Origin of the sequence: Micromonospora sp. NPDC004551 (assembly GCF_040609975.1) — a bacterium.
In the GTDB taxonomy this organism is placed as follows: Bacteria; Actinomycetota; Actinomycetes; order Mycobacteriales; family Micromonosporaceae; genus Micromonospora.
Genome location: NZ_JBEXLM010000014.1, coordinates 60,237 through 76,645, shown reverse-complemented (window position 1 = coordinate 76,645; position 16,409 = coordinate 60,237). Strand labels below are relative to the sequence as shown.

16 protein-coding genes are annotated in these 16,409 nt (G+C 74.8%); 10 read left to right on the top strand and 6 right to left on the bottom strand.

The window, feature by feature from the left end:
• Positions 1–7 precede the first annotated feature (7 nt).
• Positions 8–478 (top strand): cytidine deaminase, encoded by a 471-nt coding sequence (locus ABZW14_RS18325; protein WP_355347484.1) that lies wholly within the window; start codon positions 8–10, stop codon positions 476–478.
• 26 nt (positions 479–504) lie between these two features.
• Here ABZW14_RS18325 and ABZW14_RS18320 read toward each other — a convergent pair whose 3' ends face one another.
• Both ABZW14_RS18320 and ABZW14_RS18315 read right to left on the bottom strand, forming a co-directional pair.
• Positions 505–864 carry a YciI family protein gene (locus ABZW14_RS18320; protein WP_355347481.1) on the bottom strand — a complete coding sequence of 120 codons (360 nt, stop codon included), beginning with the start codon at positions 862–864 and terminating at the stop codon, positions 505–507.
• A 4-nt stretch (positions 865–868) separates the two neighbouring features.
• On the bottom strand, positions 869–1,801 hold the full coding sequence (locus tag ABZW14_RS18315; RefSeq protein ID WP_355347478.1) for a MerR family transcriptional regulator: 933 nt from the start codon (positions 1,799–1,801) through the stop codon (positions 869–871).
• A 124-nt stretch (positions 1,802–1,925) separates the two neighbouring features.
• Here ABZW14_RS18315 and ABZW14_RS18310 point away from each other — a divergent pair, with 124 nt between their 5' ends.
• Genes ABZW14_RS18310 through ABZW14_RS18295 form a run of 4 tightly spaced genes read left to right on the top strand, consistent with a single transcriptional unit; the run spans position 1,926 to position 5,840 of the window.
• On the top strand, positions 1,926–2,972 hold the full coding sequence (locus tag ABZW14_RS18310) for an iron ABC transporter permease (protein WP_355347475.1): 1,047 nt from the start codon (positions 1,926–1,928) through the stop codon (positions 2,970–2,972).
• A complete protein-coding gene (locus ABZW14_RS18305) occupies positions 2,969–4,015 on the top strand; it encodes an iron ABC transporter permease (RefSeq protein WP_355347472.1) in 1,047 nt (348 codons plus the stop codon). Before ABZW14_RS18310 ends, ABZW14_RS18305 begins: the two co-directional genes overlap by 4 nt.
• A gap of 5 nt (positions 4,016–4,020) precedes the next feature.
• The gene (locus ABZW14_RS18300; RefSeq protein ID WP_355347710.1) at positions 4,021–4,854 is read left to right on the top strand and encodes an ABC transporter ATP-binding protein; all 834 of its coding nucleotides are present in this window, start codon (positions 4,021–4,023) and stop codon (positions 4,852–4,854) included.
• A gap of 41 nt (positions 4,855–4,895) precedes the next feature.
• Positions 4,896–5,840 carry an iron-siderophore ABC transporter substrate-binding protein gene (locus ABZW14_RS18295; protein ID WP_355347469.1) on the top strand — a complete coding sequence of 315 codons (945 nt, stop codon included), beginning with the start codon at positions 4,896–4,898 and terminating at the stop codon, positions 5,838–5,840.
• 54 nt (positions 5,841–5,894) lie between these two features.
• On the opposite strand, the gene ABZW14_RS18290 is transcribed toward ABZW14_RS18295, so the two are convergent.
• Positions 5,895–6,446, bottom strand: coding sequence for a GNAT family N-acetyltransferase (locus ABZW14_RS18290; RefSeq protein ID WP_355347466.1), 552 nt, complete (start codon positions 6,444–6,446; stop codon positions 5,895–5,897).
• The gene (locus tag ABZW14_RS18285; protein WP_355347463.1) at positions 6,443–8,497 is read right to left on the bottom strand and encodes a penicillin acylase family protein; all 2,055 of its coding nucleotides are present in this window, start codon (positions 8,495–8,497) and stop codon (positions 6,443–6,445) included. The genes ABZW14_RS18290 and ABZW14_RS18285 overlap by 4 nt, the downstream gene beginning before the upstream one ends.
• Positions 8,498–8,596: 99 nt before the next feature.
• Between ABZW14_RS18285 and ABZW14_RS18280 the strand changes: the two genes are divergently transcribed.
• The 5 genes from ABZW14_RS18280 to ABZW14_RS18260 all read left to right on the top strand — a co-directional run bounded on the left by ABZW14_RS18280 (position 8,597) and on the right by ABZW14_RS18260 (position 14,647).
• Positions 8,597–9,307 carry a siderophore-interacting protein gene (locus ABZW14_RS18280; protein ID WP_355347460.1) on the top strand — a complete coding sequence of 237 codons (711 nt, stop codon included), beginning with the start codon at positions 8,597–8,599 and terminating at the stop codon, positions 9,305–9,307.
• Positions 9,308–9,459: 152 nt separating this feature from the next.
• Positions 9,460–10,995: an aspartate aminotransferase family protein gene (locus ABZW14_RS18275; RefSeq protein ID WP_355347457.1), complete on the top strand. Its 1,536-nt coding sequence runs from the start codon at positions 9,460–9,462 to the stop codon at positions 10,993–10,995.
• Between the two features lie 20 nt (positions 10,996–11,015).
• Positions 11,016–12,308 carry a SidA/IucD/PvdA family monooxygenase gene (locus ABZW14_RS18270; RefSeq protein WP_355347454.1) on the top strand — a complete coding sequence of 431 codons (1,293 nt, stop codon included), beginning with the start codon at positions 11,016–11,018 and terminating at the stop codon, positions 12,306–12,308.
• Positions 12,305–12,862, top strand: coding sequence for a GNAT family N-acetyltransferase (locus tag ABZW14_RS18265; RefSeq protein WP_355347451.1), 558 nt, complete (start codon positions 12,305–12,307; stop codon positions 12,860–12,862). The genes ABZW14_RS18270 and ABZW14_RS18265 overlap by 4 nt, the downstream gene beginning before the upstream one ends.
• Before the next feature lie 12 nt (positions 12,863–12,874).
• Complete coding sequence (locus ABZW14_RS18260) at positions 12,875–14,647, top strand: IucA/IucC family siderophore biosynthesis protein (RefSeq protein WP_355347448.1); 1,773 nt, start codon at positions 12,875–12,877, stop codon at positions 14,645–14,647.
• Between the two features lie 161 nt (positions 14,648–14,808).
• Here ABZW14_RS18260 and ABZW14_RS18255 read toward each other — a convergent pair whose 3' ends face one another.
• Both ABZW14_RS18255 and ABZW14_RS18250 read right to left on the bottom strand, forming a co-directional pair.
• Positions 14,809–16,068: an Nramp family divalent metal transporter gene (locus tag ABZW14_RS18255; protein ID WP_355347445.1), complete on the bottom strand. Its 1,260-nt coding sequence runs from the start codon at positions 16,066–16,068 to the stop codon at positions 14,809–14,811.
• A gap of 26 nt (positions 16,069–16,094) precedes the next feature.
• Positions 16,095–16,334: a hypothetical protein gene (locus ABZW14_RS18250; protein WP_355347442.1), complete on the bottom strand. Its 240-nt coding sequence runs from the start codon at positions 16,332–16,334 to the stop codon at positions 16,095–16,097.
• Positions 16,335–16,409 lie beyond the last annotated feature (75 nt).

Genomic DNA, 16,409 nt, shown 5'->3' with positions numbered 1-16,409 from the left:
GATGATCATGCGGGACACCGACCGGGCGCTGGTGCAGGCCGCCACCGCTGTCGCGAAGCTGCGCTGCCGCAGCGAGAACCACACCGTGGCGGCTGCCGCGCGCACCACCGACGGCCGGATCTTCACCGGCGTGAACGTCTACCACTTCACCGGCGGCCCGTGTGCCGAGGTGGTGGCCGTCGGCGCCGCCGCCACCCAGGGCGCGGGAGACCTGGAGACCATCGTCGCGGTGGGGGACCGGGGGCGGGGTGTCATCCCGCCCTGCGGCCGGTGCCGGCAGGTGCTCCTCGACTACTTCCCGTCGATCCGGGTGATCGTCGGCCCCCCGGACGCCCTGCGCGCGGTCCCCGTGACCGACCTGCTGCCCGAGACGTACGTCTGGTCGGACCACCAGGTCGAGGTCCCGGCCGGACCGCCGCGCACCGGCGTGTGGCCGATGCCCGTGGTGCCGGGCAGCCGCCAGGCGGCCGAGGACTGACGACCCCGCACACCGATCACGGGCGGTCAGTCGCCTGCGGCGGCCTCCAGCATCGAGCGGGGCACCGGCACCTGCTCGAAGCGGACGTTGCCCTCCGGCACCATCCAGCTCAGCACCTGCGCCTCCAGCCGCCCGGCGCGGACGGCGGGGTCGTTGGCGTAGAGCTCGCGGGCCATCTGCGGGTCGACCGAGAGCACGGCGATCCCGCGGATCCGCTCGTCGTCGCCGCCGAGGAACGGCCCGGCCGCGAGCACGGCGCCCTGCTCCACCAGCCCGGCCTGGTGGGCCAGGTGCGCGTCCTGGAGCCGGTCGAGCGCGTCCTGAGGCAGGTCGGGCGCGTCGTCCGGCCGGACCAGGAGCACCACGGTGTGCTGGTCGAATCGCATGCCCTCAGGGTAGGGGCTGCCGGGCCCGCAGCGCCCGGATCGACCAGTCGAGCACCGGGGCCAGGCTCTCCGCCGGTGGCCAGCCGTTGACCACCGAGAGCAGGCGCAGGTAGCGCTCCCGGCGCGGATCGTCGGCGGCCTCCAGCCGGTCCAGCAACCGCCGCCGCAGGTCGGCGTCGTCCGGGCGGCCGCAGAGCCGCGCGTACCGGCCGATGGCCGCCGCGACGACGCCGTCGGCCCGGGGCGAGGCCGGGTCGACGCCGTCCGCCAGCGCCGGCATGACCTCCTCCCGGACCACGGCGACCGCGTCGCGCCGGACACCCGGCCCGCCCGCCCGGTCGGCCGCGTGCTGCTCCGCCAGCCGCCGCAGGCCGGCCCGGAAGTCCGGGTCCAGGGTCAGCTCGGCCAGCTCCACCCAGGCCTCGACCTGCTCGTCGCTCGGGTCGTCGGGCAGCTCGGGGGTGAGCGACCGGCGGATCCCCGGGAACGACGGATCGGTCAGGCCGCCGAACGCCCCGTCCAGGAACCCGTCGACCAGCCGCCGCCGCTCCGCCTCGGCGAGCCCGGCCAGCCGGTGCAGGAGTTCGGCCTGGGCGGCGGTGGACCCGCGCCGGGCCACCACGGTCAGCACGGCGCGGCGCAGGCGCAGCACCCGGATCTGGGTGGCCAGCGCGTCGGCGTGCGCCGCGGCGACCTCGGGCAGCCCGACCTCCCGCTCCACCACCCGGCGCACCGTCGGCAGGTCGACGCCCAGCTCACGCAGGGTCCGGACCAGCTCCAGGCGGGCCAGCGCGGCGGTGCCGTAGCGGCGGTGCCCGGTCGGGCCGCGGCCGGTCGGCGGCACGATCCCGCGGTCGGACCAGAAGCGGATCGTCTTCACCGGCAACCCGGTCCGCCGGGCCAGGTCGCCGATCGAGTAGTGCGTCGCACCGTCCATGCCGCCCACCCTGCCGCCTCCCCCCGGCGGAGCTGCAAGCCGCACATCGACAAAGCCGAGTTAGGCGTGCCTAACCAGCTCGGTTAAGGTAAGGCGTACCTAATCCGAGAGGCGAGCAACCCCTGTGACCACCGTCGCCGTCCGGCCCGCCCGGGCCGACGCCCCCACCCGCCGCGGCGCGACCCGCCGCCTCGCGGTCACCCTGGCGGCGGCGCTCCTCCTCGTCGTCGCGCTGCTGGCCAGCCTGGCGCTCGGCAGCCGCCACCTCCCCGTCGACCAGGTGTGGCACGCCCTGGTCTCACCGGACGGCGGCGACGCCACCACCGTGGTCCGCGAGCTGCGGCTGCCACGCACCGCCCTGGGGCTGGTCGTCGGGGTCGCCCTGGCCCTGGCCGGGGTGCTCTTCCAGGCCGTCACCCGCAACCCGCTCGCCGAGCCGCGCATCCTCGGGGTCAGCGCCGGGGCGTCCCTCGGGGTGGTGCTGGCCATCGCCGTCTTCGGCGTGAGCACGCTCACCGGGTACGTCTGGTTCGGCATCGCCGGCGCGCTGCTCGCCGGGCTGCTGGTCTTCGCCGTCGCCAACCGCACCCGCGAGGGCGCCAGCCCGGTCACCCTCGCGCTGGTCGGCGCGGCGCTCGACGCCGGTCTCGGCGCCGTCGTGTACGCGCTGCTCAGCATCGACGCCCGCACCTTCGAGGAGTACCGGTTCTGGGTGGTCGGCGGCCTCACCGGCCGGGACGTCGGCGTCGCCGGGCAGGTGCTCCCGTTCGTCCTCGCCGGCACGGCCCTCGCGGCGCTGGCCGCCCGCGGGCTGGACGCGCTCGCGCTCGGCGACGACGTCGCCCGCGGCCTCGGCCACCGGATCGCCCTGGTCCGCCTCGCCGCCGGGGTCGGCGGGGTGCTGCTCACCGGCGCCGCGGTGGCCGCCGCCGGGCCGATCGCCTTCGTCGGGCTGGCCGTGCCGCACCTGGCCCGGGCCCTGGTCGGCGCCGACCACCGGTGGACCCTGCTGGTCGCCGGGCTGCTCGGGCCGGCTCTGGTGCTCGGGGCCGACGTGGCCGGCCGGCTGGTCGCCCCGCCCGGCGAGATCCCGGCCGGCATCATCACCGCCCTGGTCGGCGCCCCGCTGCTCGCCTTCCTGGTCCGCCGCGCCAAGGTCGTGACCGCATGACCGCCTCCTCCACCGCCCTGCCCGGGCGGTCGCTGCTGCGGGTCGGGCCGCTCCATGTGCCGGTGCGCCGGCGGCCGGTGGTGGTCGCGGGCGTGCTGCTCGTGCTGCTCGCCGCCGCCGTGGTGCTCAGTCTCTCGCTCGGTACGCCCTACGTGGCACCGGTCGACGTGCTGCGCGCGCTCTCCGGCGCCGGCACCCCGTACGACCTCGTGGTGCTCGACCTGCGGCTGCCCCGCGCGGTGCTCGCGGCGCTGGCCGGGGCGGCCTTCGGCGTGGCCGGCACCCTCATCCAGAGTGTGGCCCGCAACCCGCTCGCCAGCCCCGACGTCATCGGCGTCACCCAGGGCGCGGGCCTGGCCGCCACGGTGGCGCTGACCAGCGGCGCGGCAGCGGTTCTGGTGGCGCCGGCCGCGCTGCTCGGCGGCCTGGTGGCGGCCGTCCTGGTCTTCGCCCTCGGCGCGCGGCACGGCCTGGCCGCGCAGCGGTTCGTGCTGGCCGGCGTGGCGGTGGCGTTCGCGCTCCGGGCGCTGACCGAGGTCGTCATGCTCTCCGCCGACCCGATCGACGGGCTGCGCGCCCAGCTCTGGCTGATCGGCACCCTGGCCGGCAAGGGCTGGACCGAGGCGGCCTGGATCGCCGGTACGCTCGCTGCGCTGCTGCCCGTGCTGCTCTGGGCCGGCTGGGCGCTGCGCAGCACCGCGCTGGACGACGACACGGCCCGCGGCATCGGGTTGCGCCCGGTGGCCCGCCGGGTCGTGCTGGCCGCCACCGGCGTGCTGGCCGCCGCCACTGTCACCGCCCAGGTCGGCGCCGTGGACTTCGTGGCGCTGGTCGCCCCGCAGGTGGCCCGGCGGCTGGTCCGCGCGGAGCGGCCGCCGCTGCTCTGCGCCGCCCTGCTCGGGGCGCTGCTGCTGGTGCTGGCCGACCTGGCGGGCCGCCGGCTGTTCGCCCCCACCCAGCTCCCGGCCGGCGTGCTCACGGCGGCGATCGGCGGCCCCTACCTGATCTTCCTGCTGCTGCGGACCCGAGGGAGGCGGTCGTGACCGCCATGCTGTCCACCCGCGACCTGGTCGTCGGCTACGAGGCCCGGACCGTGCTGGACGGGCTGGACCTCGACCTGCCCGCCGACGCGTTCACGGTGATCGTCGGCCCGAACGCGTGCGGCAAGTCCACCCTGCTGCGCACCATGGCCCGGTTGCTCACCCCGCGCCGCGGCGCGGTGCTGCTCGACGGCACGGCGATCCGTGACCTGCCCACCCGCGAGGTGGCCCGGCGGCTCGGCGTGCTGCCGCAGAGCCCGCTGGTGCCCGAGGGGATCACCGTGGCCGACCTGGTCGGCCGGGGCCGCCAGCCCTACCAGCGGTGGTGGCGGCAGTGGTCCGCGGAGGACGGCCGGGCCGTCGAGGAGGCCATGGCGATGGCCGACGTGGCCGAGCTCGCCGACCGGCCGGTCGACACGCTCTCCGGCGGGCAGCGGCAGCGGGTCTGGATCGCCATGACCCTGGCCCAGGACACCGAGGCGCTGCTGCTGGACGAGCCGACCACCTTCCTCGACCTGGCGCACCAGGTCGAGGTGCTGGACCTGCTGCACCGGCTGCGCGCCGAGCGCGGCCGGACCGTCGTCGCCGTGCTGCACGATCTCAACCAGGCCGCCCGCTACGCCGACCACCTGGTCGCCATGCGCGCCGGCGCGGTGGTCGCGGCCGGCCCGCCGCGCGAGATCCTCACCGCCGACCTGGTCCGCGACGTCTTCGGGCTGGACTGCGTGGTCGTGCCCTGCCCGGTCACCGGCGCACCGCTCGTGGTGCCCGCCCTCACCCACACCACGGCCGCTCCGGCCGCCACGCCGGCCCCGGCCGGCGCCTCCGCCGGCGACGCCTGACCGCGCGCCGGCCCGTACCCGTCACTGAAAGGACCCTCTTGATGCGTCGTCTCGCCGCCGCTCTCACCGCGGCCCTCGCCCTCGGCGTGGGCCTCACCGCCTGCGGGGAGAGCGATCCCGTCGCCGGCACCAGCGCCGGGGAGACCCGGGAGATCACCCACGCGATGGGCACCACCAAGGTGCCCGCCGAGCCGAAGCGCGTGGTGGTGCTCGACACCGACAAGATCGACACCGCGCTGTCGCTGGGCGTCACCCCGGTCGGCGCGGCCACCGCCGGCGAGGCGAAGAGCTGGCCCACCTACTTCGGCGAGGACAAGCTCGCCGGCATCAAGGAGGTCGGGGTGCTCACCGAGCCCGACCTGGAGGCGATCAACGCGCTCAAGCCGGACCTGATCCTCGGCAGCAAGTTCCGCCAGGAGAAGTTCTACGACGAGCTGTCCGCCATCGCCCCGACCGTGTTCACGGAGAAGGTGGGCATCACCTGGAAGGAGAACTTCCTCCTCGACGGCCAGGCGCTCGGCAGGGAGCAGCAGGCCAAGGACCTGCTGGCCGCGTACGAGAAGCGGGCCAAGGACTTCGGCGCGAAGCTCGGCGACGCCTCGTCGCGGAAGGTGTCCATCGTGCGCTTCATCCCGGGCAACATCCGGGTCTACGGCCCGGACTCGTTCTCCGGCATCGTGATCGGTGACACCGGCCTGGGCCGCCCCCAGCGGCAGCTGCTGGAGGGCAAGGAGGACAAGCGCTTCGACCTGGTCAGCGCCGAGCGGGTCAACGAGGTCGACGGCGACGTGGTCTTCGTGACCGCGTACGGCGAGAAGGCCGCCGCCGAGCAGGCGAAGGTCACGGCCGGCAGCCTCTGGAAGGGCCTGTCCGCGGTGCAGGCCGGCAAGGCGCACGTGGTCTCCGACGAGATCTGGATGACCGGCATCGGCGTCGGCGCCGCCAACAAGATCCTGGACGACCTGGAGAAGTACCTGGCCGCCTGAGCCGACCGACCGTCCGCGCCCGCCCGGCCCCGTGCCGGGCGGGCGCTGCCGTCGTCAGGCCGGGTGGTCGGCCTCGAACCGCTCGCGGCTGAGGAAGGCGAGCTGGGCCCGCTTGTCCGGCATCTCGATCTCGGCGGCGAAGGTGAAGCCCTCCCGCTCCAACCGGCGCAGCGCGCGCTCGTTGCGCACGTCCGGCTCGACGACGATGCGCAGTCGCGTCGGGTCGGTGAAGAGGAAGCGCGCCAGGGCCGGCCCGACCGCCGAGGTGAGGCCCGGGAGCTGCCGGCCGGGCGCGATCAGCAGGTGCATCCCGACGTCGCCGGCGCGTACCGGGTAGCGCTCGCCGACCGGGTCGGCCTCGGGCCGGTAGGTCTGGAACAGGCCGACCGGCGTGCCGTCCAGACTGATCAGGTACGCGTGGTGCGTGGCCAGCCGGTCGAGGAACACGTAGACCTCCCGCACCTCCGCCTCGGTGTGCCCGCCCATGCCCCAGAACCGGGCCCACGGCTGGGTCACCCAGCCGTGCAGCAGCGCCGCGTCCGCCGCCGGATCGACCGGGACGAGCCGCAGCTCGCCGAGGTCGGGCAGCTTCTCCTGGTACGTCATGACGGGTCTCCTTCTCGCGTGAGGTCCGCGCCGGGCACCGGGATCAGCTCGCCGGCCGCCCAGCGCGGCAGTTGGTCGTCGAAGTGCGGGTCGCCCGGGCGGCCGGACGCGCCGAACGGCACCACCCAGCGGCTGCGAGAGCGGTCGGTGAGGTCCCAGACGTAGCGGGCCACCGGGCCGCGCCGGCAGGCGTCGGAGACCCCGGGGATGCTGGAGGTGGCCAGCACGCAGTCGGTGTCGCCACCGAGGGCGACCCGGTCGCGCATCGCGGCCGCGGCGGCGTCGACCTCGGGCGCCGCGCCGAGGTGCACGGGGTGCAGCCGGTGCCGCGTGCCCCAGGCCGGGACCGGCCCGGCCGCCGCGACCTCGGCCAGCGCCGCCGCGGCGGCCGCGTCGACGTCCACCCCGAGCCGGTCCGCCCCGCTGACCAGCCCGTCGAGGGCGTGGCCGAGCCGCGCGAGGGGGTCGGTCCACGGCGCGAACAGTTCGTCGTACCGGCCGGGGGTGCGCAGCGGGCGCAGCCGGGGGTGGTCGTGCAGCCGGCGGACCAGCGCGGTCCGCCAGGCGGCCCAGGCGCCCGCGTCGGTGCTGTCGGCGGTCATCCGGCCGTCCCAGGCGAGCAGCCGTCGTCGCAGTGCCCGCGTGGCCGGGTCGAGTGCCGCCGGGTCGAGCCGGTCGAGCACCGCCCGCAGCGGGCCGGCCGCCAGCCGGGTGTCGACGTGCACGGCGTCCGACGGCACACCCGCGGCGAGCAGGTCCCCGATCCGGGCGGCGCGGTGCGGGGGCGCGAAGTCGATCCCGAGGTCGGCCACGTCGTCGCGGCGGTCGTTGGCGCACACCGCGATCCCGGCCACGTCGACCGGCTTGGTCTCGGCGTACCGGCCGGACCACCGGTAGCGCGGCTCCCAGCCGGGCACCGGCACCCACCGGCAGCGGTCGTCGCGCAGCGGCACCAGCCCGGCGACGAGCTGGCGTACGCCGCCGTGCCGGTCGGCCACCAGCACGCTGTTGACCGGCTCGACCCAGCCGCGCAGTGCCTCGGTGACGTCGTCCGCGGTCCGCGCCCGCAGCAGCGGCAGCAGCGCGTCGAAGCCGAGGTCCGCCTCGACCCGGGCGGGGACCCGCAGGCTCAGTGCCTCACCGGTGTGCCGGTCGTGGTCGACCACCGGACCGCGCGGGGTCTCGATCACCTCGACGCGCTCGGGGGCGGCGCCGCGCACCCGGATCCGCTCGACGTGGTGGCGCGCGGGCAACCAGCCGTCGGCGTCCCGGACCAGCACCCGCCCGCCCTCGCGGCGCAGCCGTTCGCGGTAGACGTCCTGGTAGTCGGCCATCGCGTTGGTGACCGCCCAGGCCACCTCGCCGGCGTGGCCGAAGTGCGGCAGTCCCGGCACGCCGGGGAAGGCGAACCCGAGCACGTCGAACTCGGGGCAGGCCAGCCGGACCTGCTGGTAGATGCCGGGCAGCTCCAGCACCCGGTGCGGGTCGCCGGCCAGCACCGGCCCGCGACCGGCGGCCGGGTCGCCGGGCACCACCCAGGCGTTGCTGCCCGAGCCGCCCGCTCCCTCGACCGCGAACAGGCCGCTCACCGCCGGGCCCAGGGTGGCCTCGACGTGGGCCCGCCAGAGCTTGTTGGGGAAGGTGCCGAAGAGGATGTGCTGGACCAGGAAGACGCCCAGCGGCGACCACGGCCGCCACCGGCCGGGGGCACAGCCGGTCGCCGCGAACTCGGGTCCGCCCGCCGCGCCCTCGGCGAGCCCGGTGTTCACCCCGTCGGCGTACGCGGTGACCCAGCGCCTGGTGGCGGGGGAGAGCCGCCGGAAGCAGCGGGCGGCGGTGTCGGCGAGGCGGGCCCGCCGGGCGAACCGGTCCCAGCCCAGCTCGGCGGGGCCGAGGTGTTCGGCCAGCCGGCCCTCGGCGCGCCAGCGTTCGACCTCGATCTGCCAGGCCCGGTCCAGCGCGGCCGCCCGGCCCTGGAGCCGGGCCAGTTCGTCGACGGTGTTCCCCCACAGCTGGGGTACACCCCAGGCGTCACGCCGGATGCCGGTCACGGGCGGGCCGTCGCGGACACGTCATCGGCCGGCCACATCGTGAACATCAACTTAGGTTACCCTCCCCTAACTAAGGCAAACCTTACTGGAGGGGTCAGGGTGAAGCGGAACTGGGAAGCACTGGTGCTCCGGGCCATGGGCGGGCGGAACTTCCCGCTCACCGTGCTCGACACCGAGCCGGTCGGCGACCGGTACCGGCGACTGTTGTTGGACGGCGGCGGCCTGCTGGACGCCTGCGGCGTGCACCCGACCATGTGGATCCGGCTCTGGTTCGACAACGACGGCAAGCCGCACCAGCGGGCGTACACCCTGGTCGACCCCGATCCCGCCACCGGCCGGTTCCACCTGGAGTTCGCCCTGCATGACGGGTGCGCGGCCCGCTGGGCCGAGGCCGCGTCCGCCGGCGACACCATCGAGGCCACGATGCAGGGCAGCGGGTTCGCCCTGCCCGAGCCCGCCCCGCACCACCTCTACCTGGTCGGCGACGCCGCCTCGCTGCCGGCGGTGAACAGCCTGCTCGACGCCGCCGCCGAGGTGCCGGCCACGGTCTGGCTGGAGTACGCCCACGACGGCGAGCGGGCGCTGGCGCCGCGCGCCCGGGATCACCACGAGGTCACCTGGATCCCGCGCGGCGCCGACGGCGAGAGCCTGGTGCAGACCGTCCGGGACGCGCTGCCGGCCGCCGGCGACGCGCACTACTGGGTGGCCGCCGAGGCGGCGAGCACCCGGGACATCACCCGGCACCTGCGCCGCACCCTGGGTGTGGGGAAGCGCCAGGTGACCTCGCTGGGCTACTGGAGCGCCCGGTGACCGGCCGCCTGGGCGCGCTGACCACGCTCTACGTCACCCGAGCTGTCGACCTGGCAAGTTAGGTTAGGCTAACCTAAACTGCGATCAACTCCGGACCGCCCGTGCCCTCGCACGTCGCCGCCGTGTCCGATTCCGACCACTGAGGACTGCCCATGAGCCTGCCCGGAGCAACCGTTCCGGCCCCCTCGGCCGGCGCCGGCCCGGCCGCCGCCCGGGATCACCTGTTCACCGCCCGCTCGCTGGACCGCTACCGCGCCGTGCTGGCCGAGGGCATCGAGCGGGTGGCCCACCGGGTGGCGACCGCGGACCGGCCGTTCACCGGGATCGGCCCGGACGACCTCGCCCCGCGCGTCGCGGCCGTCGACCTCGACCGGCCGCTCGGCGACCCCGGCGCGGCCCTCGACGAACTGCACGACGTCTACCTGCGCGACGCCGTCTACTTCCACCATCCCCGCTACCTGGCCCACCTGAACTGCCCGGTCGTGATCCCGGCGCTGCTCGGCGAGGCGGTGCTCAGCGCGGTCAACTCCTCGCTGGACACCTGGGACCAGAGCGCCGGCGGCACGCTCATCGAGCGCCGGCTCATCGACTGGACGGCCGGGCGGATCGGGCTCGGAGCCGCCGCCGACGGGGTGTTCACCAGCGGCGGGACGCACTCCAACCTTCAGGCGCTGCTGCTGGCCCGGGAGGAGGCCCGGATGCGCGCCGGCCTGCGCCCCGGACCCGAGGCGCTGTCCCGGCTCCGGGTGCTCACCTCGGCCGCCGGCCACTTCAGCGTGCAGAAGGCGGCCCGCCTGCTCGGCCTCGGCCCGGACGCGGTGCGCACCGTCGACACCGACGCGCAGCGGCGGATGCGCCCCGACGCGCTCGCCCGCGAGATCGCCCGCTGCCGGGCGGACGGGCTGCTGGTGATGGCCGTCGTCGCGACCGCCGGCACCACCGACTTCGGCAGCATCGACCCGCTGCCGCAGGTCGCCGACATCTGCGCGGCGGCCGGCGTGTGGCTGCACGTCGACGCCGCGTACGGGTGCGGGCTGCTGGTCTCACCGACCCGCCGGCACCTGCTCGACGGCATCGAGCGGGCCGACTCGGTGACCGTCGACTACCACAAGTCCTTCTTCCAGCCGGTCAGCTCCAGCGCCGTGCTCGTGCGCGACGGCCGGACGCTGCGGCACGCCACCTGGCACGCCGACTACCTGAACCCGGCGCGCGCCGTCGAGCAGCGCATCCCCAACCAGGTCGACAAGAGCCTCCAGACCACCCGCCGCTTCGACGCCCTGAAGCTCTGGCTCACCCTCCGGATCATGGGCGCGGACGCGGTCGGCGCGCTCTTCGACGAGGTGGTCGACCGGGCCGGCGAGGCCTGGCGCCTGCTCGACGCCGACCCACGCTTCGAGGTGGTGACCCGGCCGGCGCTGAGCACCCTGGTGTTCCGCTGGCGCCCCGCCGGCCTGGCCGCCGACCTCGTGGACGACGCCAACCTGTACGCCCGCGAGGCGCTCGCCGCCTCCGGCGCCGCGCTCGTCGCCGGCACCCGGGTCGACGACGCCCACCACCTGAAGTTCACCCTGCTCAACCCCGAGACCACCGGGGACGACGTCGCCGCGGTCCTCGACCTGATCGCCGGACACGCCGGCTGGTACGCCCGCACCCGCACCGCCGACGAGCTGACCTGCCCGGTCGGCTGACCGCCCGCCCTGGAGAACCCATGTCGACCCACGACTTCATCGCCGTCGGGCTGGGCCCGTACAACCTCGGCCTGGCCTGCCTGACCGCCCCGATCGCCGACCTCGACGGCCTCTTCCTGGAGGCCCGCGACGACGTCGACTGGCATCCCGGCATGCTGCTGGAGACCGCCCACCTGCAGACGCCGTTCCTCGCCGACCTGGTCACGCTGGCCGACCCGACCTCGCCGTACTCCTTCCTCAGCTACCTCAAGGAGACCGGCCGGCTCTACCCGTTCTACATCCGGGAGAGCTTCTTTCCGCTGCGCAGCGAGTTCGACGCGTACTGCCGGTGGGCCGCCGCGAGGCTGCCGAGCGTCCGGTTCGGACACGAGGTCACCGCCGTCGAGCACGACCCCACGGACGACCGGTACGTGGTGCACGCCCGGGTCGGCGGCCGCGAGGTCACCCACCGGGCCCGCCGGCTGGTGCTCGGCACCGGCACCCCGCCACACGTCCCACCGGCCTGCGCGGGGCTGGGCGGCGACATGATCCACAACTCGCGGTACCGGGAGCACCGGGCGGCGTTGCGCGGCAAGCGGAGCATCACCGTGGTCGGCAGCGGGCAGAGCGCCGCCGAGATCTACCACGACCTGCTCGCCGACATGGGCACCCACGGCTACCGGCTGAACTGGGTCACCCGCTCGCCGCGCTTCTTCCCGCTCGAATACACGAAGCTCACCCTGGAGATGACCTCCCCGGACTACGTGGACTACTTCCACGCCCTGCCCGAGCCCACCCGCTACCGCCTCGAGGCGGATCAGAAGGGGCTGTTCAAGGGCATCGACGCCGAGCTGATCAACGCGATCTTCGACCTGCTCTACGTGAAGAGCGTCGGCGGTCCGGTGCCCACCCGCCTGCTCACCAACACCGAGCTGACCGACGCCGCGTACGACCCGGCGCGCGGGACGTACACGCTGGGGTTGCGCCACGTCGAGCAGGGCCGCGACTTCGCCCTGGAGACGGAGGGGCTGGTGCTGGCCACCGGCTACCGCTACCGGGTGCCCGCCTTCCTCGACCCGATCCGCGACCGACTCCGCTTCGACGGCCACGGGCGCTTCGACGTGGCCCGCAACTACAGCGTCGACCACACGGGGCGCGGCGTCTTCCTCCAGAACGCCGGCACCCACACCCACAGCGTCACCTCGCCCGACCTGGGCATGGGCCCCTACCGCAACTCGTGGATCATCCGCGAGCTGACCGGCCGCGAGCACTACCCGATCGAGAAGAGCATCGCCTTCCAGGAGTTCGGCGCGCCGGCCGGGGTGGCCTCGTGACTGCGGCCCCGTACCGCCGGGTCGACCCGCGCCTCGGTGAGTTCAGCCTCCGCCCGCTCGGCCCGGACGCTGACGCCGCGCTGCTGCACGGCTGGGTCACCCACCCGAAGGCGGTGTTCTGGATGATGCAGGACGCCGACGTGGCCCGGGTGACCGAGGAGTACCGGCGGATCGCCAAGAACCCGCACCACGAAGCGTACCTCGGGTGCTGGCGGGGCCGGCCCGCGTTCCTGGCCGAGCGCTACGACCCGGCCCGGGTCGAGCTGGCCGGCCTCTACGACGCGGCCGAGGGCGACGTCGGGATGCACTTCCTCTGCGCGCCCGCCGAGACGCCCGTGCACGGCTTCACCCTCGCCGTGATCACCACGGTGCTGGACTGGCTCTTCGCCGATCCGGCCACCCGCCGGGTGGTGGTCGAACCCGACGTGCGCAACACCGCCGTGCACGCGTTGAACGCGGCCGTCGGCTTCCGCGTCGTCGGCCCGATCGCCAAGCCCGAGAAGACCGCCCTGCTCAGCGTCTGCACCCGAGAGCAGTTCCTCGCCACCCGTTGAGAGGTACGCCGCGTGACCACCCCCTCCGCCGCCGTCGACCACCTCACCCCCGACCTCTGGGCCGCCGCCAACCGCCGGCTGGTCCGCAAGGCCCTGGCCGAGTTCGCCCACGAACGGCTCATCACCCCCGAGCCCCTGGGCTCCGGCCACTACCGGGTACGCGACGACGACGGCGCCGTCGAGTACCGCTTCGCCGCCCGGCGGCTCAGCCTGAACCACTGGTGGATCGACCCCGCCGGCCTGACCCGGCACGTCGACGGGCGGGAGGCGCCGCTGGACGCGGTCGACCTCTGCCTGGAGCTGCGCGGCGCCCTCGGCCTCACCGAGGCCGTCCTGCCGGTCTACCTGGAGGAGATCACCTCCACGCTGGCCGGGCTCGCCTACAAGCTGGCCCGGCCCGAGCCGACGGCAGCCGAGCTGGTCGATGCCGACTTCCAGCAGATCGAGACGGCGATGACCGAGGGCCACCCGTGCTTCGTGGCCAACAGCGGCCGGATCGGCTGGGGCGTGCACGACCACCACCGGTACGCCCCGGAGGCCGGCCGGCCGGTCCGGCTGCTCTGGCTCGCCGCCCACCGCGACCACACCATGTTCACCTGCGCCGCCGACCTGGACTACGACACCCACGTCCGGGCCGAACTCGGCGACGAGACCCTGGCCGGGTTCGCCCGCACCCTCACCGGGCTCGGCCTCGACCCGGGCGACTACCTGCTGCTGCCCGTGCACCCGTGGCAGTGGTGGCACAAGCTGGCGGTCACCTTCGCCGGCGAGGTGGCCCGCCGGCACCTGGTGCCGCTCGGGGAGGGGCCGGACGAGCACCTGGCCCAGCAGTCGGTGCGCACCTTCTTCAACGTCACCGACCCGAACCGGCACTACGTGAAGACCGCGCTGTCGGTGCTCAACATGGGCTTCATGCGCGGGCTGTCCGCCGCGTACATGGAGCACACCCCGGCCATCAACGACTGGCTGGCCGGCCTGATCGCCGCCGACCCGGTGTTCGCGCGTACCGGGTTGTCGATCATCCGCGAGCGGGCCGCCATCGGCTACCGGCACCGGCAGTTCGAGGCGGCCACCGACCGGTACTCGCCCTACCGGAAGATGCTCGCCGCGCTCTGGCGGGAGAGCCCCGTGCCCGGGCTCCAGCCGGGCCGGCGACTGGCCACCATGGCGTCGCTGCTGCACGTCGACCGCGCCGGTCGCTCGTTCGCCGGTACCCTCATCGCCGGCTCCGGGCTGGACCCGGCCGACTGGCTGCGCCGCTATCTGGACGCCTACCTGGTGCCGGTGCTGCACGCGCTGCACGCGTACGACCTGGCGTTCATGCCGCACGGCGAGAACGTCATCCTGGTGCTCCACGGCGACGTGGTGGAGCGGGTGATCTTCAAGGACATCGCCGAGGAGATCGTGGTGATGGACCCGGCGGCCGACCTGCCGGAGGCGGTGCGCCGGATCCGCGCCGCCGTGCCCGAGGACGAGAAGGTGCTCTGCGTCTTCACCGACGTGTTCGACTCGTTCCTGCGCCACCTCAACGCGATCCTCGCCACCGAGGGGATCCTCGACGAGGAGACCTTCTGGCGGACCGTGGCCAGGTGCGTCCGCGCCTACACGGAGTCGGTGCCGCACCTGGCCGGCCGGCACGACCTGTTCGCCCCGGAGTTCGCGCTTTCCTGCCTCAACCGGCTGCAACTGCGCAACAACCAGCAGATGGTCGACCTGGCGGACCCGTCGGCGGCGCTCCAGTTCGTCGGGACGCTGACCAACCCCCTCGCGCCGTACGCCCGATGAGCGTCCTCGCGGCCCCGGTCGCGCCGGCCGTCCTGCGGTACCGCTGGTGGCTCCTGGCCGTGCTCTGCCTGGCCCAGGTGACCGTGGTGCTCGACAACACCGTTGGGCGGCGACGAGCGCGCTCGGCTTCGCCGTCGGGCCACCGGCGCGACCTCGCCGGGTCAGGCGACGAGTTGCCAGAGCAGGAACAGGTTGAGCGCCACCACCAGGGCGGTGATCACCGACGCGGCGGCGGTGGTGGCCGGGCGGTTGACCAGGCCGCCCATCAGGTCCCGGCGGCGGGTGAAGGCCACCACGGGAATCAGCGCGAACGGGATGCCGAAGCTCAGCACCACCTGCGACAGCACCAGGGCCCGGGTCGGGTCCACGCCGACGGCGAGCACCAGCAGCGCCGGCAGCAGGGTGACCAGCCGGCGCACCGCGAGGGGGACGCGGCGGCGCAGGAAGCCCTGCATGATGACCTCGCCGGCGTAGGTGCCGACGCTGGTCGAGGCCAGCCCGGAGAGCAGCAGCGCCACCGCGAAGCCGAGCGCCGCCACCGCGCCGAGGGCGCCGGCCAGCCCGGCGTGGACGCCCTCCAGGGTGTCGGTGCCGGGGATCGCGCTGCCGTGGAAGGTGGCCGCCGCGACGAGCAGCATGGCGAGGTTCACCGCCCCGGCGGTGCTCAGGGCGAGCAGCACGTCGGTACGCAGGCCCTTCGCCACGACCCGCCGCTCGGCCTCGTCGGCCGCCGGGATGCGGTTCGGGGTCAGCGCGGAGTGCACGTAGATGACGTGTGGCATCACCGTCGCGCCGAGGATGCCGGCGGCCAGCAGCATGCTGTCGGTGCTGTGCATCCGGGGCAGCAGCCCGCCGGCCGCGGCGGACACGTCGGGCTGCGCGCTGAGCAGGTTGACGGCGAAGGCCAGGACGATCACGCCGAGCAGCACGGCGATGGCGATCTCGAAGGCCCGGAAGCCGCGCGAGCGCAGCGCCAGGACGGCGAACGCGGCCGCGCCGACGATCAGGCCGCCGGCCAGCAGCGGGATGCCGAAGAGCAGGTGCAGGGCGACCGCGCCACCGATCACCTCGGCCAGGTCGGTGGCCATGGCCACCAGTTCGGCCTGGACCCACATGATCCGGTTGACCGGCCGGGGCAGGTGCTCGCGGCACAGCTCGGGCAGGCTGCGTCCGGTGGCCAGGCCGAGCTTGGCGGTGAGCGTCTGCACCAGCATGGCGGCCAGGTTCGCCGCCACGACGACCCAGACGAGCAGGTAGCCGTAGCGCGCGCCGGCCGTGGAGTTGGTGGCGAAGTTGCCCGGGTCGACGTAGGCGACCGCGGCCACGAAGGCCGGTCCGAGCAGGATGAGGCGGCCCCGCAGCCGGCCGCGGGCACGGGCGGTCTGCAGCGGTGACGCGATGGTGATGTCGTTCGTGACCACGGTGTGCTCCCTGGCGGGCGGACGGATCAGGCGGCCTCGCGCTCGCGCTCGGGTTCCCACCGGCGCTCCGGCTCGGGAACCGGAGCCCGGTCCAGCGCGTCGGCGACCGGGATCAGCGCCGTGACGGCGGCGAGCGCGAGGACCGCGGGCAGCGGCGTGCCGACGCCCGCAGCCGCGACCGTGAGCAGGGCGAAGACGGCCAGCCGAGCGCGGTTGGCGGTGGACATGCCGGCGGTCGGCCGTGCCGTGGCGCGAGGCACTCTCATGAACCAAGCTTCCCGACATTCGCTCACATACGCCCCGTATCTTCCCGAAAGAGGGAGGAACAGGTGACTTGCGCC